This is a genomic window from Vibrio sp. R12-SW3-ISO1 (assembly GCF_059834005.1).
The window spans coordinates 1-16,177 of sequence record NZ_JCBDGK010000014.1 but is presented as its reverse complement, the minus strand read 5'-3'; the positions used below and the strand labels follow the sequence as shown (position 1 = coordinate 16,177).

17 protein-coding genes and 1 pseudogene are annotated in these 16,177 nt (G+C 50.4%); 11 read left to right on the top strand and 7 right to left on the bottom strand.

Annotation, left to right across the window (positions count from 1 at the left end; genetic code table 11):
• The 6 genes from AC6R0R_RS03555 to trpS form a co-directional block, all read left to right on the top strand.
• On the top strand, positions 1-462 hold a 462-nt coding region (locus tag AC6R0R_RS03555), incomplete at its 5' end, for a 3-dehydroquinate synthase family protein (RefSeq protein ID WP_500625727.1).
• Between the two features lie 61 nt (positions 463-523).
• Complete coding sequence (locus AC6R0R_RS03550; RefSeq protein WP_500625726.1) at positions 524-2,005, top strand: SPOR domain-containing protein; 1,482 nt, start codon at positions 524-526, stop codon at positions 2,003-2,005.
• A 109-nt stretch (positions 2,006-2,114) separates the two neighbouring features.
• Positions 2,115-2,942: a Dam family site-specific DNA-(adenine-N6)-methyltransferase gene (locus AC6R0R_RS03545; protein ID WP_334555646.1), complete on the top strand. Its 828-nt coding sequence runs from the start codon at positions 2,115-2,117 to the stop codon at positions 2,940-2,942.
• 73 nt (positions 2,943-3,015) lie between these two features.
• Positions 3,016-3,690, top strand: coding sequence for a ribulose-phosphate 3-epimerase (gene rpe / locus AC6R0R_RS03540; RefSeq protein ID WP_487902589.1), 675 nt, complete (start codon positions 3,016-3,018; stop codon positions 3,688-3,690).
• A gap of 108 nt (positions 3,691-3,798) precedes the next feature.
• Positions 3,799-4,479, top strand: a complete 681-nt coding sequence (locus AC6R0R_RS03535; protein ID WP_500625725.1) for a phosphoglycolate phosphatase — start codon at positions 3,799-3,801, stop codon at positions 4,477-4,479.
• Positions 4,480-4,598: 119 nt separating this feature from the next.
• A complete protein-coding gene (gene trpS, locus AC6R0R_RS03530) occupies positions 4,599-5,636 on the top strand; it encodes a tryptophan--tRNA ligase (protein WP_500625724.1) in 1,038 nt (345 codons plus the stop codon).
• A 72-nt stretch (positions 5,637-5,708) separates the two neighbouring features.
• Here the strand turns inward: trpS and trmL are convergent, their stop codons facing one another.
• The 4 genes from trmL to AC6R0R_RS03510 form a co-directional block, all read right to left on the bottom strand.
• Entirely contained in the window at positions 5,709-6,185 is a 477-nt protein-coding gene (gene trmL, locus AC6R0R_RS03525) for a tRNA (uridine(34)/cytosine(34)/5-carboxymethylaminomethyluridine(34)-2'-O)-methyltransferase TrmL (RefSeq protein WP_500625723.1), read from the bottom strand.
• A 102-nt stretch (positions 6,186-6,287) separates the two neighbouring features.
• On the bottom strand, positions 6,288-6,896 hold the full coding sequence (locus AC6R0R_RS03520; protein ID WP_500625722.1) for a superoxide dismutase: 609 nt from the start codon (positions 6,894-6,896) through the stop codon (positions 6,288-6,290).
• 104 nt (positions 6,897-7,000) lie between these two features.
• Positions 7,001-8,401 (bottom strand): envelope stress sensor histidine kinase CpxA, encoded by a 1,401-nt coding sequence (cpxA, locus tag AC6R0R_RS03515; protein ID WP_500625721.1) that lies wholly within the window; start codon positions 8,399-8,401, stop codon positions 7,001-7,003.
• Entirely contained in the window at positions 8,401-9,087 is a 687-nt protein-coding gene (locus tag AC6R0R_RS03510; protein ID WP_500625720.1) for a response regulator, read from the bottom strand. The genes cpxA and AC6R0R_RS03510 overlap by 1 nt, the downstream gene beginning before the upstream one ends.
• Positions 9,088-9,274: 187 nt before the next feature.
• Between AC6R0R_RS03510 and AC6R0R_RS03505 the strand changes: the two genes are divergently transcribed.
• From AC6R0R_RS03505 to pfkA, 3 genes are all read left to right on the top strand, one after another.
• Positions 9,275-9,784 (top strand): CpxP family protein, encoded by a 510-nt coding sequence (locus AC6R0R_RS03505; RefSeq protein WP_334555638.1) that lies wholly within the window; start codon positions 9,275-9,277, stop codon positions 9,782-9,784.
• A 129-nt stretch (positions 9,785-9,913) separates the two neighbouring features.
• Positions 9,914-10,828, top strand: coding sequence for a CDF family cation-efflux transporter FieF (gene fieF / locus AC6R0R_RS03500; RefSeq protein ID WP_500625719.1), 915 nt, complete (start codon positions 9,914-9,916; stop codon positions 10,826-10,828).
• 267 nt (positions 10,829-11,095) lie between these two features.
• Positions 11,096-12,058 (top strand): 6-phosphofructokinase, encoded by a 963-nt coding sequence (gene pfkA / locus AC6R0R_RS03495; protein WP_334555636.1) that lies wholly within the window; start codon positions 11,096-11,098, stop codon positions 12,056-12,058.
• Positions 12,059-12,141: 83 nt separating this feature from the next.
• Here pfkA and AC6R0R_RS03490 read toward each other — a convergent pair whose 3' ends face one another.
• The 3 genes from AC6R0R_RS03490 to epmB form a co-directional block, all read right to left on the bottom strand.
• Positions 12,142-13,464, bottom strand: coding sequence for an anaerobic C4-dicarboxylate transporter (locus tag AC6R0R_RS03490; RefSeq protein WP_500625718.1), 1,323 nt, complete (start codon positions 13,462-13,464; stop codon positions 12,142-12,144).
• A 96-nt stretch (positions 13,465-13,560) separates the two neighbouring features.
• Positions 13,561-14,127: an MgtC/SapB family protein gene (locus AC6R0R_RS03485; RefSeq protein ID WP_500625717.1), complete on the bottom strand. Its 567-nt coding sequence runs from the start codon at positions 14,125-14,127 to the stop codon at positions 13,561-13,563.
• Positions 14,128-14,222: 95 nt separating this feature from the next.
• Positions 14,223-15,245 (bottom strand): EF-P beta-lysylation protein EpmB, encoded by a 1,023-nt coding sequence (gene epmB / locus AC6R0R_RS03480; RefSeq protein ID WP_500625716.1) that lies wholly within the window; start codon positions 15,243-15,245, stop codon positions 14,223-14,225.
• Between the two features lie 32 nt (positions 15,246-15,277).
• Between epmB and efp the strand changes: the two genes are divergently transcribed.
• Both efp and AC6R0R_RS03470 read left to right on the top strand, forming a co-directional pair.
• Positions 15,278-15,844 (top strand): elongation factor P, encoded by a 567-nt coding sequence (efp, locus tag AC6R0R_RS03475; RefSeq protein ID WP_334555632.1) that lies wholly within the window; start codon positions 15,278-15,280, stop codon positions 15,842-15,844.
• 123 nt (positions 15,845-15,967) lie between these two features.
• Positions 15,968-16,177 (top strand): annotated as a pseudogene (locus AC6R0R_RS03470) (1,4-dihydroxy-2-naphthoate polyprenyltransferase); the annotation flags it as partial.

The window sequence follows — 16,177 nt, the reverse complement described above, 5'->3', positions numbered from 1 at the left end:
TTAGATAAACAAGCACTCACTTACGCCATTGCGCGTTGCTGCCAAATCAAAGCGGAAGTGGTGGCGCAAGATGAGAAAGAATCTGGAATTCGCGCGTTGTTGAATCTAGGTCATACATTTGGTCATGCGATTGAGGCTGAGTTAGGGTATGGTAATTGGCTCCACGGTGAAGCGGTCTCTTCGGGTACCGTGATGGCTGCAAAAACCGCTCAGCTTCAAGGGCTTATTGATGAGCAGCAAGTGAAGAGAATTGTCTCTATACTAAAAAGAGCCAAGCTGCCAATCCACACACCAGACAGCATGTCATTTGATGACTTTATCAAACACATGATGCGCGATAAGAAAGTGCTTTCTGGTGAATTGAGATTGGTTCTACCGACCAGCATTGGCAGTGCCGATGTGGTGAAAGGTGTCCCAGAGTCCGTGTTACGAGACGCAATCGACTATGGGCGCACGCTGTAATTGATTGAACTGTGGCGCAGTGGCTTAGGTCGCTGCGCACTCTACGTCTTAGGATGATGCAATGAGCTCCCCGCGTGTTTTGGAGTTAGACTCTCAAACTGAGTTGCTGGAACGCCTGCAACTGCTGACTAACTTTGGATCCAACCTCGTCACCATTGGTGGCGAAAGTGGTGCGGGCAAAACTTGGCTTGCGCAGCGATTTTTAGAAGCGTGGTCGCCAGACAAAAACCAATCTCTGCTTTTGTGTCACCCCAATCAGGACGAATCTCAACGACGCCTTACCGTCCTCTCTCAGCTTTTTTCTGAACCTCTGTTTAACCCTGCAGACGCCTTGTCTGAATCCTTTATTCGTTTAATGGAGGGAGAGCGCTGTGATGTGTTGATCGCCATCGACGACGCGCACTTGTTGAGTGAGTCGTTCATTTCAGAATTGTGGATGTTAGTCCTTGAGGCGCAAGAGCGCCCGCAGTGGAACGTCAATGTGGTGCTCTTTGCGGCATCCAATAGCCTTGAGCCTTTGTTGACGCGATTGAGTTACGGCCAAGAGCATAAACCGATAGATTTTGATATCGAGCCGCTGACTGAGCACGAAGCGGAACGATTTTTTGAGCACCTCGTGATTCGATATGTCGAAGACGACATGGAAAAACGAGTGAGAAATGCATACCGCAGTGTCGCGCGTCGGCCCGGTAAAATTATGGCGCTAGGGGAACAGAAAGTGGAAAAAAGGATCATTATCCGCTCGATTGTTGCATCACCGTTGAATATGGCGTTGGTGATTATTGTCCTGTTATTGCTGATCGGCGGTGGTTACTGGTGGTTGATGAATCAGCCCACCCCAGATGAGAAAGCCCAGCAAATCAGTCAAAACTTGGAGCAAACGGTCATTCCAACTCTGCCCGAAACGCCCGCTCCAGACACGCAAACGAGTGAAGCGAAGACCGTCGAGCCTGAGCCGGTGACCGACCCCTCTCTGACCAATGCCGAGGATGACTCTGCGTCCTTGCCACCAAGCGTGACCAGTGAAGTGTCGAGTGTCGGCAATCCTGATGATACCCATCAACGTGTGGTCATCACTTCTGAAGTGGTGGATGCTTTGCTTGAAGGTAAACCAGAACAGGCCGATACGACGCCGATTGATGAGGTGGTGGAAGCATCGATTCCCGAGTCTGACCCCCAAGCTGAACAAGAGAGCGCACCTCAAGCAGACGCGCAGCCAGAGCCAGAGGTGGTGATCCGTTTCTCCTTCACCAAAGATGAATTGAAAAGCTTTTCGCCACGCAGCTACACCTTGCAGCTGGCGGCAGTGAACAGCTTAGAAGAGGTACAGCGCTTTATTGATACACACCAATTGGCCAATCAAGTCTTCATTTACCCTACGGTCAGAAGCGGGGTGGAGTGGTTTATTGTCACTTACCAAAACTACCCTACCATTCAACTGGCGCGAGATGCGGTGCAGACGCTTCCTGAGGCGTTGCAACAGCTTGACCCATGGGCAAAATCGCTCGGTCAGGTGCAGAGCGAGTTGGAGAGAGTCGAATAACGGCGATTTGTTCGCGTCATTCGCAGTTGCGCAGGCAAGTGCTTTGGTCGGGGCGGTAAATATGATACATTCCGCCCCCTTATTTTGTGGTTGATAAATAGAGCAGTAGATGAAGAAGCAGCGAGCCTTCCTCAAGTGGGCAGGTGGAAAATACGGTCTGGTCGAAGATATCCAACGCTACCTGCCTGAAGGTCGTAAGTTGGTTGAACCGTTCGTTGGTGCTGGTTCTGTGTTTCTTAATACGGATTATGAGCAGTACCTGCTGGCAGACATCAACCCTGATCTCATCAATCTCTACAATCTGCTCAAAGACAACCCTGAGAGCTACATTCCTGAGGCGAAACGCTGGTTTACCCCAGAGAACAATCGCAAAGAAGCCTATCTGGCGATTCGCGCCGAGTTTAACCAAAGTGATGACACCTTCTATCGCTCTCTGGCGTTTTTGTATATGAACCGTTTTGGTTTTAACGGCCTGTGCCGTTACAACAAAAAAGGCGGCTTCAATGTACCGTTTGGCTCGTACAAAAAGCCTTACTTCCCAGAAGCTGAGCTGGAGTTTTTTGCCGCGAAAGCCAAGAAAGCCACCTTTGTTTGTGAAGGCTACGCCGAGACATTTAAACGCGCGCGCAAGGGCAGTGTGGTGTATTGCGATCCGCCTTATGCGCCGCTGTCGACGACCGCCAACTTTACCTCGTACGCGGGCAATGGCTTTTCACTCGATGATCAAGCTGCCTTGGCTGATGTCGCTGAGCGTGCGGCCAAAGAGCGTGGTATCTCCGTGTTGATTTCTAACCACGACACAACGCTCACCAGACGCCTGTATCACGGCGCGCAGTTGAACGTGGTCAAGGTTAAACGGACCATCAGCCGCAATGGTGCAGGGCGCAATAAAGTCGATGAGCTGCTCGCACTATTCCAACCAGGCGAAAGCAAATAGCCACTGTATTCCTACCGCCAGCTTAGGTAGAATTGCGCAACGATTATTCAGCGCAACCTAACAGAGGTCAGGTATGAAAGATTTTCTTATTGCTCCATCCATTTTGTCGGCCGATTTTGCTCGCCTTGGTGAGGATGTCGAAAAGGTGCTCGCCGCCGGTGCCGATGTGGTTCACTTTGATGTGATGGACAACCACTACGTACCTAACCTAACGTTTGGCGCACCTATTTGCCAAGCGCTGCGTGACTATGGCATCACCGCCCCTATTGATGTGCACTTGATGGTAAAGCCTGTGGATCGTATCATCCCGGACTTTGCTAAGGCGGGGGCATCAATGATCACTTTCCATATCGAAGCCTCTGAACACGTAGACCGCACACTGCAACTGATCAAAGAGCATGGCTGTCAGGCGGGGGTGGTGCTCAATCCTGCAACGCCACTGGCTCACCTTGAGTACATCATGGATAAAGTCGATCTGATCCTATTGATGTCAGTAAACCCTGGGTTTGGTGGTCAATCATTCATTCCTCACACGCTAGATAAACTGCGTGCCGTTCGCGCTATGATTGATAAATCAGGCCGTGATATTCGTTTAGAAATTGATGGTGGAGTGAAGGTGGATAACATTCGTGAAATCGCAGAAGCGGGCGCGGATATGTTTGTCGCCGGTTCCGCCATTTTCAATCAGCCGGATTACAAAGCCGTAATCGATGAGATGCGCGCTGAGCTGGCCAAAGTGAAGTCATAACTCAGTAATCCAATTTGGCTGTTTGCCCATATAAAGTGACCTGGCGGGTCAATCATGCCCGCCCTAAGAGTGACTAAAAAAGTCGCCGCTCAACCATTAGGAAGATTCATGAATGACATTAAATTGATCGCGTTCGATCTTGATGGCACCTTGCTCGACAGTGTGCCGGATCTCGCGGTTGCAGCCTCCGCGGCTGTCGAAGCGCTCGGTTATGCGCCGGTGGCGGAAGAAGAGGTGCGTGATTACGTCGGTAACGGTGCCGATGTTTTGATTGGCCGCACCTTATCTCGCAGCTTAACGCTTGACCCCGATCTTGATCCTGCGCTGTTAGTCAAAGCTCGTCACCTCTTTGATGACTTTTACGCCCAAGGTGGACACAAGCTGAGCCATCTTTACCCTCAAGTAAAAGAGACGTTAGCGGCGTTGCATGAGCAAGGTTTCACCCTAGCATTGGTGACAAACAAGCCGAGTAAGTTCGTGCCTGATGTGCTCGTACAGCATGGTATTGATCACTACTTCAGTGACATCATCGGCGGTGATACCTTCCCAGAAAAGAAACCCAACCCGATGGCGCTCAACTGGCTGCTTGAAAAGCACCACTGCGGTGCAAAACAGATGCTGATGGTCGGCGACTCGAAAAACGACATTCTTGCGGCGAAGAACGCAGGGTGTTACTCGTTTGGTTTGACCTACGGATACAACCACGGCGAACCGATTACCGACTCACAGCCGGACTACGTCGCCGATACCATCGCTGATTTACTCGAAGTGGTCGCGGTTTGCGCTTAAGCGCAACGAAATCGCTTCCAAAATACTCGTTAATGAGTACACTGGATAAACCGTGTCGGCGTCAGGCTGGGCGCGGTTTTTTCATTTATTAAGATTAAGAAGTCAAAGGAATCATTCTAATGAGCAAACCCATCGTATTGAGTGGTGTTCAACCGTCAGGTGAACTAAGTATCGGTAACTACTTGGGTGCTCTACGTCAATGGCAGCAGATGCAAGACGATTATGATTGCCAATATTGTGTGGTTGACCTTCATGCCATCACAGTGCGTCAAGACCCGAAAGCACTGCATGAAGCAACTCTAGATGCATTGGCAATTTGTCTCGCAGTGGGCGTTGATCCGAAGAAGAGCACGTTATTTGTCCAGTCCCACGTACCGGAACATGCTCAACTTGGTTGGCTTCTTAACTGTTACACCCAAATGGGTGAACTGGGCCGAATGACTCAGTTTAAAGACAAATCAGCGCGCTATTCGAAAGACACCTCTAGCCAGTTTGGCGATGTCAACGTTGGTCTGTTCGATTACCCTGTGTTGATGGCAGCCGACATTCTGCTTTACGGCGCGCATCAAGTTCCGGTCGGCAGTGACCAGAAGCAGCATCTTGAGCTGGCGCGTGATATCGCCAACCGCTTTAACAACATCTACTCGCCTGAGCAGCCAATCTTTGAAGTGCCAGAGCCGTACATTCCAACCGTGAATGCGCGTGTTATGAGTCTTCAGGATGCGACCAAGAAGATGTCGAAGTCGGATGATAACCGCAAGAACGTGATTACGCTGTTGGAAGAGCCGAAGTCGATTCTTAAAAAGATCAACAAGGCGCAAACCGATACAGAAACGCCACCACGTATCGCCCACGATTGGGACAACAAAGCGGGCATTTCAAACCTAATGGGCCTCTACTCGGCGGCGACAGGTATGAGCTTTGCAGAGATTGAAGCCAAGTACCAAGGCGTAGAAATGTACGGCCCATTTAAGAAAGACGTGGGTGAAGCAGTGGTGGCGATGCTTGAGCCGATTCAAGCGGAATACCACCGTATTCGTGCCGATCGTGCTTACATGGATCAAGTGATGAAGCAAGGTGCGGAGAAAGCGTCTGCTCGTGCCGCTGAGACGCTGAAGAAAGCGTATGAAGCGGTAGGTTTCGTTGCTCGTCCGTAGGTGAGGATTTTAGTTCCTAGTTCCTAGAGGTCGAATTCTAGGAACTAGGCACTCACTTCTAGGAACTGACGCCTACTGTGCCCCTTCAAAGCCCATTTGTCGCCATGCTTCAAAAGCGATGATCGCAACCGCATTGGACAAATTTAAGCTGCGTGCGTCTGGCATCATAGGAATGCGAATACGCTGCTCCATTGGCATGCTTTCGATCAATTCAGCTGGCAGGCCACGAGTTTCCGGTCCAAACAGCAACACATCGCCTGGTTGGAATTGGGCGTCTACATGGTGGCCTGTGGTTTTGGTTGTGCAGGCAAAAATGCGGTATTCGCTGCGTTCTTTTTGCAGATATTCGAGAAATGCCGAGTAGTCTTTGTGACGAGTGACGCGCGCGAGATCATGGTAGTCCAAACCGGCGCGGCGCACTTTTTTCTCTTCTAAATCAAATCCTAATGGCTCAATCAAGTGCAGGTTAGCGCCACAGTTTGCGCACAAGCGAATAATGTTGCCCGTATTCGGGGCGATTTCGGGTTCAAATAGGGCAATATCAAACATGGTTTTGGTTACTTTTTCTGATAAGACCCAAGAGTATAAGGCGGTGATGAAACACCGCCAAGTGCCGTGTGACGTTGTTAGTCTGTTTTGTTGTAGGTCTAATTAGCTCAGCGCTTGATGATAATTCTCTGCGACCGCCTCCCAGTTGACGACATTCCACCACGCGTTAATGTAGTCAGGGCGGCGATTTTGGTAGCTGATGTAGTAGGCATGCTCCCACACATCCAAGGCCAAAATGGGCTCGCCTTGAATGGCCGCCACGTCCATGAGTGGATTGTCTTGATTGCTGGTCGAGGTAATCACCAGTTGATTATCTTTGACGATCAGCCAAGCGAAACCGGAGCCAAAGGTATTGATTGCAGCGTCGCTAAACTGCTGTTGGAACTCGGAAAAGCTGCCAAAGGTCTCCTCAATGGCGCGGCCAAGCTCACCGCTGGGCACACCACCGCCATTGGGCGCCATGCAATTCCAATACAGGACGTGGTTGTAATAGCCACCACCGTTATTGCGAACGGCGGGGGCCAGTGAGGAGATGTTGGCAAAAATGCGACGCAGCGACTGCTGCTCTAGTTCACTGTCTTTGATTGCCGCGCAGAACTTATCGAAATACGTTCTGTGGTGTTTGCTGTAGTGAACTTCCATGGTTTTTGCGTCGATATAAGGCTCAAGCGCATCATACGCATAAGGAAGTTCAGGAAATTGGTGCACCATCGTAAATCCTCCATGTTTGGAGAATTTACTTTAAATGATAATGAGATCGATTATCAACTGTAAAGTTGATGTGGGTATTGCGAACTTCCATGACAACGCATGATTTATTGGCACAGCGGCAGACAAATCGTCACGCGTAATCCACCTAGCGGACTGCGGCTCGCTTTGATTGTGCCACTGTGTTGGCGTATTGCGCTTTCGGTAATTGCCAGGCCAAGACCGGTTCCGCCGCTGTGTCTGTCTCGCGCCGTGGAGACTCGGTAGAAAGGTCGGAATATCGACTCCAGTTCATCGTCTGGCACCCCTTCGCCGTTGTCATCGACGATAACTTGGACGGCGTCATCGGCGACGTGAAGTTGGATGTCGATTTTGTCTTCGCCGTAATGAATCGCATTGCGCACCACGTTGTCCACCGCGCTCATGAGCAGTTTGGGGTTGCCTGAAATGGTGCGATTGGGAATCGCATCGTAGCGCAGGCTTTTACTCATTTGCTCTGCCTCAAATTGCGCGTCACAGAAGATGGCTTCCCACAAACTGCTCAAGGCTTGTTTTTCTCGCATCATGTGACTGTTGACTTGAATGCGCGACAACTCCAACAGCTCACCAATCATCTGCTCAAGGCGCTGAGCCTCGGTATCGATGCGCGTCAGCTCGGTGCTCTCTCCTTGCTTACGCACGGCAAGACCGGTCGCCATTCTGAGCCTAGTGAGCGGTGAACGCAGTTCGTGAGAGATGTCAGAGAGTAAGCGCTGCTGCCCCGAGATCATCTGATTAACGGCTTCGACCATCTGGTTAAAACTTTCTCCGGCTTGACGAAATTCGCTGGTGCCTTTCTCCAGTTGCGGGTCCACCTCAAATTCACCGGCGGCGACGCGTTTTGCTGCGCGTTCGAGACGTCTTGCAGGTTGGCTCAGTGCCCAAGCAAGCCACAACAGTAGCGGAGTGCTCACCAACATGACGGCCAGTAGAAGTTGGAGTGGACGATCAAACAGATTAAGGATAAATGGCGCGGGTTGATTCCACTTGATGCCGACGTAGAGCAGCAGAGGCTGCTTGGCTAACGTCACCGGAATAGGGCCGGCAAGCATATAATGGCCGTAGAGCTTCTGCTTGGGTGCTTCAGCTAACTCGACGCTGGTAATAAAGTTTTGCAGTGCGCGAATCTTGAAATCTTTCGGGTCTTGCGACGTCAGTATGTTGCCATCGATATCCGACACATAGAAACGCGGGCCGCTGTCTTTTGGTGGCCTTCCACCCTCACTGCCTTGCCTACGTGGCCCTTCAAGCTGGAATAATATCCGCGCGAGGTTGGACTCTCCGGCGAAGCGTTGCTCGACTCTGTCTCGCACTTCCCTTAAGTCGTTGAGGTGAGTGCTCGGAATGTCTCGTGCTTTTCTTGGATCGAGATGGGGCAGGGAGAGCACCGCCATCAGCACCAAAAACATGGTAAACCAAAAGATGGCGAAGATGCGTCCATACAGGCTAGTGATTTTCGGTAAACGCATCAGTTTTCCTCAACCAACAAGTAGCCGCGGCCACGTAAGGTTTTGATCCGTGGCTTGCCGTCAGCGCGCTCTGGCAGCTTTTTACGCAGGTTGGAGACGTGCATGTCAATGGCGCGATCAAACGCCGCCAGTCGCTTGCCTAGCACATCCAAACTTAACGCTTCTTTGGTGAGTGTTTCACCTGGGTTTTGCACAAAATGGCTCAACAAAGCGAATTCTGTGGTCGTCAGTTCGAGTAAGTCACCTTGGCAATAGGCTTCTTGCTTGCCCGGATAGACTTTAAGATCTTGGTATTCGATGCAGTCGCCGTTTTTGCTCGCCGATTTACCTTGGGTGCGACGCAGAATCGCTCGGATACGTGCGAGCAGTTCTCGGTCACTGAATGGTTTGGGTAGGTAATCATCGGCACCGAGTTCGAGGCCAATGACGCGATCGATCTCTTCCCCTTTCGCGGTGAGCATCAGTACGGGTGTTTCCCACTTTTCTCGTAGACGTTTGAGTGTTTCCATACCATTGAGTTTGGGCATCATCACATCGAGCAAGATGAGATCAATCTCATCGCTGACCAGTGCTAATCCCTCTTCGCCATTGTTCGCCTCGGAGATGGTGAAGCCTTCAAACGTTAACACCTCAGTCAATAGCCCGGTGAGTTCGGTGTCATCATCAATCAATAATAGGTGTGCCATAGTTACCACTCTTACAAACGTCACTGAGTTAATAGTACTGGTAAATCGTCTGGAGATTGAGACTAATTTTTCCTCTTTACGATTCTTTACGCTGCCTAAACGTCACTTTACTTAGCATGGCCTATTCTACACTCAAGCGCTGTGAAGACAGCTCCACACAATAACTTGAACAAGAAAGGTAACGATTATGAACACTGCAAAAAAAATGGTATTGGCTGCTGTTGTCCTCCCTCTCACATTAGGTACTGCGAGCGCATGGGCGTTCGGTGGCGGTGGTAAAGATAACCACAAAGGGCCGCGTGATGAGTGTCGTGGTGGTCTGGATCGCGGCATCATGCGTCAACTGGACCTAACCGAAGAGCAGCAAGCACAGCTTAAAGAGATGCGCGAAGCCGGTCGTGATGAAATGAAAGCGAAATTCAAAGAGAATTTTGAGTCACATCAAGCGCAGATGCAGGCACACCGTGCGAGCGTGCAAGCGTTGGTACTGGCTGACACCTTCGATCAAGCGGCCGCACAAGAATTGGCGAAACAGATGGTCGACCAACAGACTGAGCGTCGTGTGAAGATGCTAGAGAAAGAACACAAAATGTTAAGCGTACTAACACCTGAGCAAAAAGCTAAGTTTGTTGAGCTGCAACAAGAGCGCGCGACAGAGTGTGGCGAGAAAATGCAAAAACGCATGAACAAAAACTGATCATCGCTCTCTACTGCCTTTGGCGACCTTCGGGTCGCCTTTTGCGTTTCCGGGGCTTGGCTGCACTTTCACCACACATAAGGTTATACTTAAGCCAATTTTTGCAATGGCTTAACGTAGAAAACGGATATGAAACAAGAATATGCACGTTTGGTGACGATGGCAGCATGGACCGCTACGCTTGTCGCCAGTGGCTTGCTGGTGGTCAAGGTGGGCGCTTGGTGGATGACGGGCTCAGTGAGTCTACTCGCGTCACTGATCGACTCTATGCTCGATATTGCCGCCTCGTTGGTCAATCTGGTTGTGGTGCGCTACTCACTTCAACCTGCGGATCGTGAACATGCGTTTGGTCACGGCAAAGCGGAATCGCTGGCGGCGCTGGCTCAAGCGATGTTTATCTCAGGCTCTGCGGTATTCCTGATTCTTAATGGCGTCGACCGATTTTTCCGTCCTCATGCCTTGGTGTCGCCTGAATATGGCGTCTATGTGAGCTTTTTCGCCATGTTGGTGACGTTCGGTTTGGTCACATTTCAACGCCATGTGGTGAAAAAAACCGGCAGCCAAGCCATTGCCGCAGATTCATTACACTACCAATCGGACTTATACATGAACGCCGCGATCATGGTGGCGCTTGGCCTCAGCTGGTTTGGTATTACTCAGGCAGATGCGGTGTTTGCCATCATCATCGGCGGGTACATTCTGTTTAGCGCCTATAAGATGGTCAAAGAGGCAATTCAAACCTTGCTCGATAGAAAGTTGCCCGATAAGGAGCTTGCTCAGATCAAAGCATGTTGTCTCTCTGTGGAAGGGGTGCACGGCGTGCATCAGTTGCGTACCCGTATGTCAGGGCCAACGCGCTTCATCCAATTGCATCTTGAGCTGGACGATCATCTACCGCTGATTGAGGCGCATCGAATTTCGGATCGCGTAGAAGATTCGCTGTTGGCGACCTTCCCCGAAGCAGACGTATTGATCCACCAAGATCCCTATTCTGTGGTGTTCGGTAAAGAGCGTAAACAGAAGGTTCATCGCTGGGAGTCTTAGCGAAGAGGCGACAAATGGCTGGGGGTTGGCTATCTTTCTAGCGAGTGAGTATTAACCTTGATACTGACGTGTATCAATTCCCGTTATGAGCAAAGCTGTAATACTCTTACATAAGTAGAAAACTTACATTAACGTCTACAAAATAAAAGTAGTATTCCTTGTGGGGCAAGGTAACATACTACGCAGTTAAAGGAATTTTGTTGGTGGCCGCCTGTAAACCACTAACGTAATATTTTGAAATAAGATTCCCAAAAATCGAGGGTGAGCATGATTAAGAAGATTGGTGTTTTGACAAGTGGCGGTGACGCCCCTGGTATGAACGCAGCAGTACGTGGCGTAGTCCGCACTGCACTCTCTGCAGACATTGAAGTATACGGAATTTACGATGGTTATCTTGGCCTTTACGAAAACCGTATCGAGAAATTGGATCGTTCGAGCGTTTCTGATGTGATCAACCGTGGTGGTACTTTCTTGGGCTCGGCACGTTTTCCTGAGTTCAAAGAGGAGTCGGTACGCCAAAAGGCGATCGAGAACCTGAAAGAGCACGGTATCGAAGCCTTGGTGGTAATCGGTGGTGACGGTTCGTACATGGGTGCGAAGAAGCTGACTGAAATGGGTTACCCATGTATCGGTCTACCGGGCACGATTGATAACGACATCGCGGGCACGGATTACACTATCGGTTACCTCACTGCGCTTAACACGGTTATCGATGCGATTGACCGTCTGCGTGACACTTCATCGTCTCACCAGCGTATTTCTATCGTTGAAATCATGGGTCGTCACTGTGGCGATTTGACCCTGATGTCAGCGATTGCGGGCGGTTGTGAATACATCATCACCCCAGAAACTGGCCTTGATAAAGAGAAGCTGATCAGCAACCTCCAAGACGGTATCAAGAAAGGTAAAAAGCACGCGATCATCGCTCTGACTGAGCTGATGATGGATGCCAATGTACTGGCAAAAGAGATTCAGACTGCCACTGGTCGTGAAACTCGTGCGACCGTGCTAGGCCACATTCAACGTGGTGGTCGCCCAACAGCATTTGACCGAGTTCTCGCGTCGCGTATGGGTAACTACGCCGTACACCTATTGATGGAAGGTCAAGGTGGCCGTTGTGTGGGTATCCAGAAAGAGCAACTGGTTCACCATGACATCATCGATGCGATTGAAAACATGAAGCGTCCAGTTCGTCACGATCTGTTCAAAGTCGCGGAAGAGCTGTTCTAATTAACAGCGCCCAACTGAGAACAAGCAAAAGGCCAGTATCATACTGGCCTTTTTGTTTTTCGTCTCACGTCAGAGTGGTGGCGCTAGTTAATGGCAGTCGAAATCAGATACCCAACAAAGGTCGCGCTGACGACGCCAATAAACCCGGGCAGGATGAAGCTGTGATTGAGTACATACTTACCAATTTGCGTTGTCCCTGAACGGTCAAAGGAGATGGCCGCCAAATCACTGGGGTAGAACGGGAAGAAGAAGTACGCGTAACAAGCGGGCAAGACGCCGATAAGTACGGGAGCAGGAATGCCCATCGCAAAGCCAAGGGGGAGCATAATCGTCAGCACGGCGGCTTGGCTTTTCAAGAATACCGAAACCACAAACATCGCAATCGCAAACGTCCACGGGTGCGCTGCGACAACATCGCTGACTAGGCTGATTAGATAGGGTTTGTGATGGCCGATGATGGTGTCACTCATCCAAGCAATACCAAATATGATGATGACCGCCGTCATCCCCGCAATAAAGACATTACTGTGAACAATTTTCTTCGGGTTCACTTTGGTGGTGAGCAATATCACTGCGCCGACCGACAGCATCAAAAACTGAATCGCGACCGACATTTTGACCCCTTGTGGCAGTAAGGAGAGATCTTTGCCAAACATGGCGACAAAAATCACCGTCAAGATACCAGCCAAAAAGATCCCCAGACCTTGCTTCGCCATTTTCTGGTCATGTTGAACGTCTCGGCTCTCTTGTTCTTCATCGATCAATTGCGCTTTGAACTCAGGATCTTTGCAGCGTTCGATAAAAGCAGGATCTTGGTCGAGTTCTTTGCCGCGTTTTAGACTCCATAGACAGCCAATTAACACGCCCGTCAGGGTCGCAGGAATGGTGACCATGAGGACGTTAACCAGACTGATGTCGAGATGGTTGTCTGCGGCTGTCGCCATGACGACAGCGGCCGCTGCGGCGATCGGGCTCGCAGTGATACCCATTTGCGATGCGACCGTTGCCATCGCCATTGGACGTTCGGGGCGAATGCCCTTCTTGTAAGCCACATCATAAATGACCGGCAGAAGTGGGTAGACTGAGTGACCGGTGCCGACAAGCACGGTCAGAGAGTAGGTACACAGTGGGCCAAGGAAGACGATTTGGTTGGGGTGTTTGCGCAGCAAACGCTCAGCAAATTTGACCAAGAGTTTGAGGCCACCAGTAGCCTCTAAGGTTGCAGAGGCAGCCACCACGGCAAGAATGATCAGCATGACACTGATCGGTGGGCTACCGGGGGCGATACCAAACACAAATGCAAGGACAGAGACGCCCAAGCCGCCAAGTAAACCAAACGCGATGCCGCCATGGCGAATGCCAACAAAAATGACGGCCAGCAGCAGCAACATATGTATATAAAACATGATCACATCCTGGGGGGTAATAGATAATTTTGATTTATGCTACTCAAAACCCTTTCGCTGGAATGTGAAGTTGTATGCTTATCTCGCGTGTCTGTTTTACAATCCGCCAGTTCTTTGTTTTTCGTCAATAAAAACCGCGCTATTTGCGTTTGTGCTCGAAAATTGTTCGTTCGACACTCGGCGAGATTCTTTGCGGTTTTGGAATTTCTGATGCACGCCACGGCGCAATGCCTTGATGTGGTTTTCCGCTTTATCGACGCCCAGCAGCACACTTAATGTCAGTACGGTAATGACGATGGATTGTTGCTCATAGCCCAGCCCTGTCATCAGCCCAAGCGCCGCTAACACCCAAATGACCGCCGCAGAGGTGACGCCATGAATTTTGCCATCCAATGTCATCATCACGCCTGCGCCTAAAAAGCCAACCCCTGTAATGATCTGACCCAATACGCGGGCTTGGTCTAAGGTGTTCGGTGAGAGCGACACGGCCATCGACATAAAACAGTACGTGCCTGCGATAATAAGGATTGACGTGCGGATACCGACTGGCTTGCCGCGTGTTTGACGTTCGACACCAATAAGAATGCCGTTGATCGCGCAGCAAAGCAGTGCTGACCAAGAAAACGGACCGAGGTCTAACAAGGATGAGAGTGAAGGGTGCATGGTCTCCTCTGAGATGGGCATGAGTGATACTGGGAAACCGCAAAGTATGCACTGAGTGTCTCAGAGGAGCGAACAAAAGCTTTTTGTCGTCGGGATTACTCTAAATGTAAATCAAGGGGGGTTTTGCTTTTTCTGCCGCCGATCTCTCGCGTCAAGGTAGGCACAAGGTAACCAGATACGCGCTCGATCACTCCCGCCATGATGGTTTTCGCTTCGCTGTCTGAAATATGAAAATGCGCGCTGCCTTGCACCTTATCCAGCACATGCAGATAGTAGGGTAAAATGCCCGCATCAAATAGAGACTCGCTTAACGCCACTTGGGCATCCACACTGTCATTGATACCTTTCAGCATCACCGCTTGGTTCAACATGGTCACACCAACCTGCTTAAGCGCGCGCACCGCTTCGCTAAAGGGCACATCTATCTCATTGGCGTGATTGATGTGGGTGACCAACACCACTTGCAGTCGCGTGCTGGCCAGCAGTGTGCACAACCCGTCTGTGACGCGAGCAGGGATCACCACAGGTAGGCGAGTATGAATGCGCAGACGCTTAATGTGCGGGATGGCTGCGATGGCGGAAATCAACCATTCCAGTTCATTATCTTTGGCCATTAATGGGTCGCCCCCCGAGAGAATCACTTCGTTGAGCTCGGTGTGAGCGGCGATGTAGTCGAGGTTTTTTTGCCAAACGGCTTTGTTGCCGCGATTGTCCTGATAGGGAAAGTGGCGGCGAAAACAGTAGCGACAGTTGATTGCGCAGCCGCCTTTGACAATTAAAAGCGCTCGATTGCGATACTTATGCAGTAAGCCCGGTTGGGCGTTATCTTGCTCTTCGAGTGGATCTTGGCTAAAACCTGGGTGCCATTCAAGCTCTTGCGCGACCGGTAAAACTTGGCGCAGTAAAGGATCCTCTGGGTTGCCCTTTTCCATGCGAGCAACAAAACTTAACGGGACACGCTGAGCAAATTGTTTGCGTGCAGCAAAGCCGTCTTGCCACGGGGTGGGGTCAATCTCGAGATGTCGTAATAACTCGGCCGGATCCGAGATCCCACTTGCTAGTTGATTGAGCCAGTTTTGCTCAACAGATTCGACTTTTCGGGTTATGATAGGCGGCATTGAATTTAGCTCTAAGAATGTAAGAGGAAAAAATGGCTACAGTTAGCACGAATGAATTTAAAGGCGGCTTGAAACTCATGCTCGACAACGAGCCTTGTGTGATCCTTGAAAATGAATACGTTAAGCCGGGTAAAGGCCAAGCGTTCAACCGCGTAAAAATTCGTAAGCTTCTTTCTGGTAAAGTGCTAGAGAAAACCTTTAAGTCTGGTGACACATGTGAAGTCGCAGACGTTATGGATATCGATCTAGATTATCTCTATAACGACGGTGAATTCTACCACTTTATGAATGCGGAAACGTTTGAGCAGATCGCGGCGGATGCGAAAGCCGTGGGCGAGAGCGCAAAATGGTTGGTGGAAAACAACACCTGTATGCTGACGCTGTGGAACGGTAACCCTATCGTTGTAACGCCACCTAACTTCGTTGAGCTTGAAGTGACAGATACCGACCCTGGCCTGAAAGGTGATACACAGGGTACCGGTGGTAAGCCTGCTACGCTATCAACCGGTGCTGTGGTTCGTGTACCACTGTTTATCTCTATCGGTGAAGTGATCAAAGTCGACACGCGCTCAGGCGAGTACGTGGGTCGCGTAAAATAATCACCCGATGCGTGATAGCGTGAGAAAAAGGCCACATCGTGGCCTTTTTTGTTTTTTCGGCTGCGGCAAAGTGTCACAATAGCCTGAGTTTGTTAGTGATATAGAGATCAAAGGTTCTCGTTTATGAAAGCGTCTTTGCAAATTTGGTTGGGTGCGGCTCGGCCAAAAACGCTCCCGCTGGCGCTGGTGTCGATTTTGACCGGTAGCGTGCTAGCGTACTCTCATCATGAGTTTTCTCTACCGATCGCACTGTTGGCGTTTGCGACGGCGACCTTATTGCAAATTCTCTCCAATCTCGCCAATGATTACGGTGATGCCGTCAAGGGCACCGAT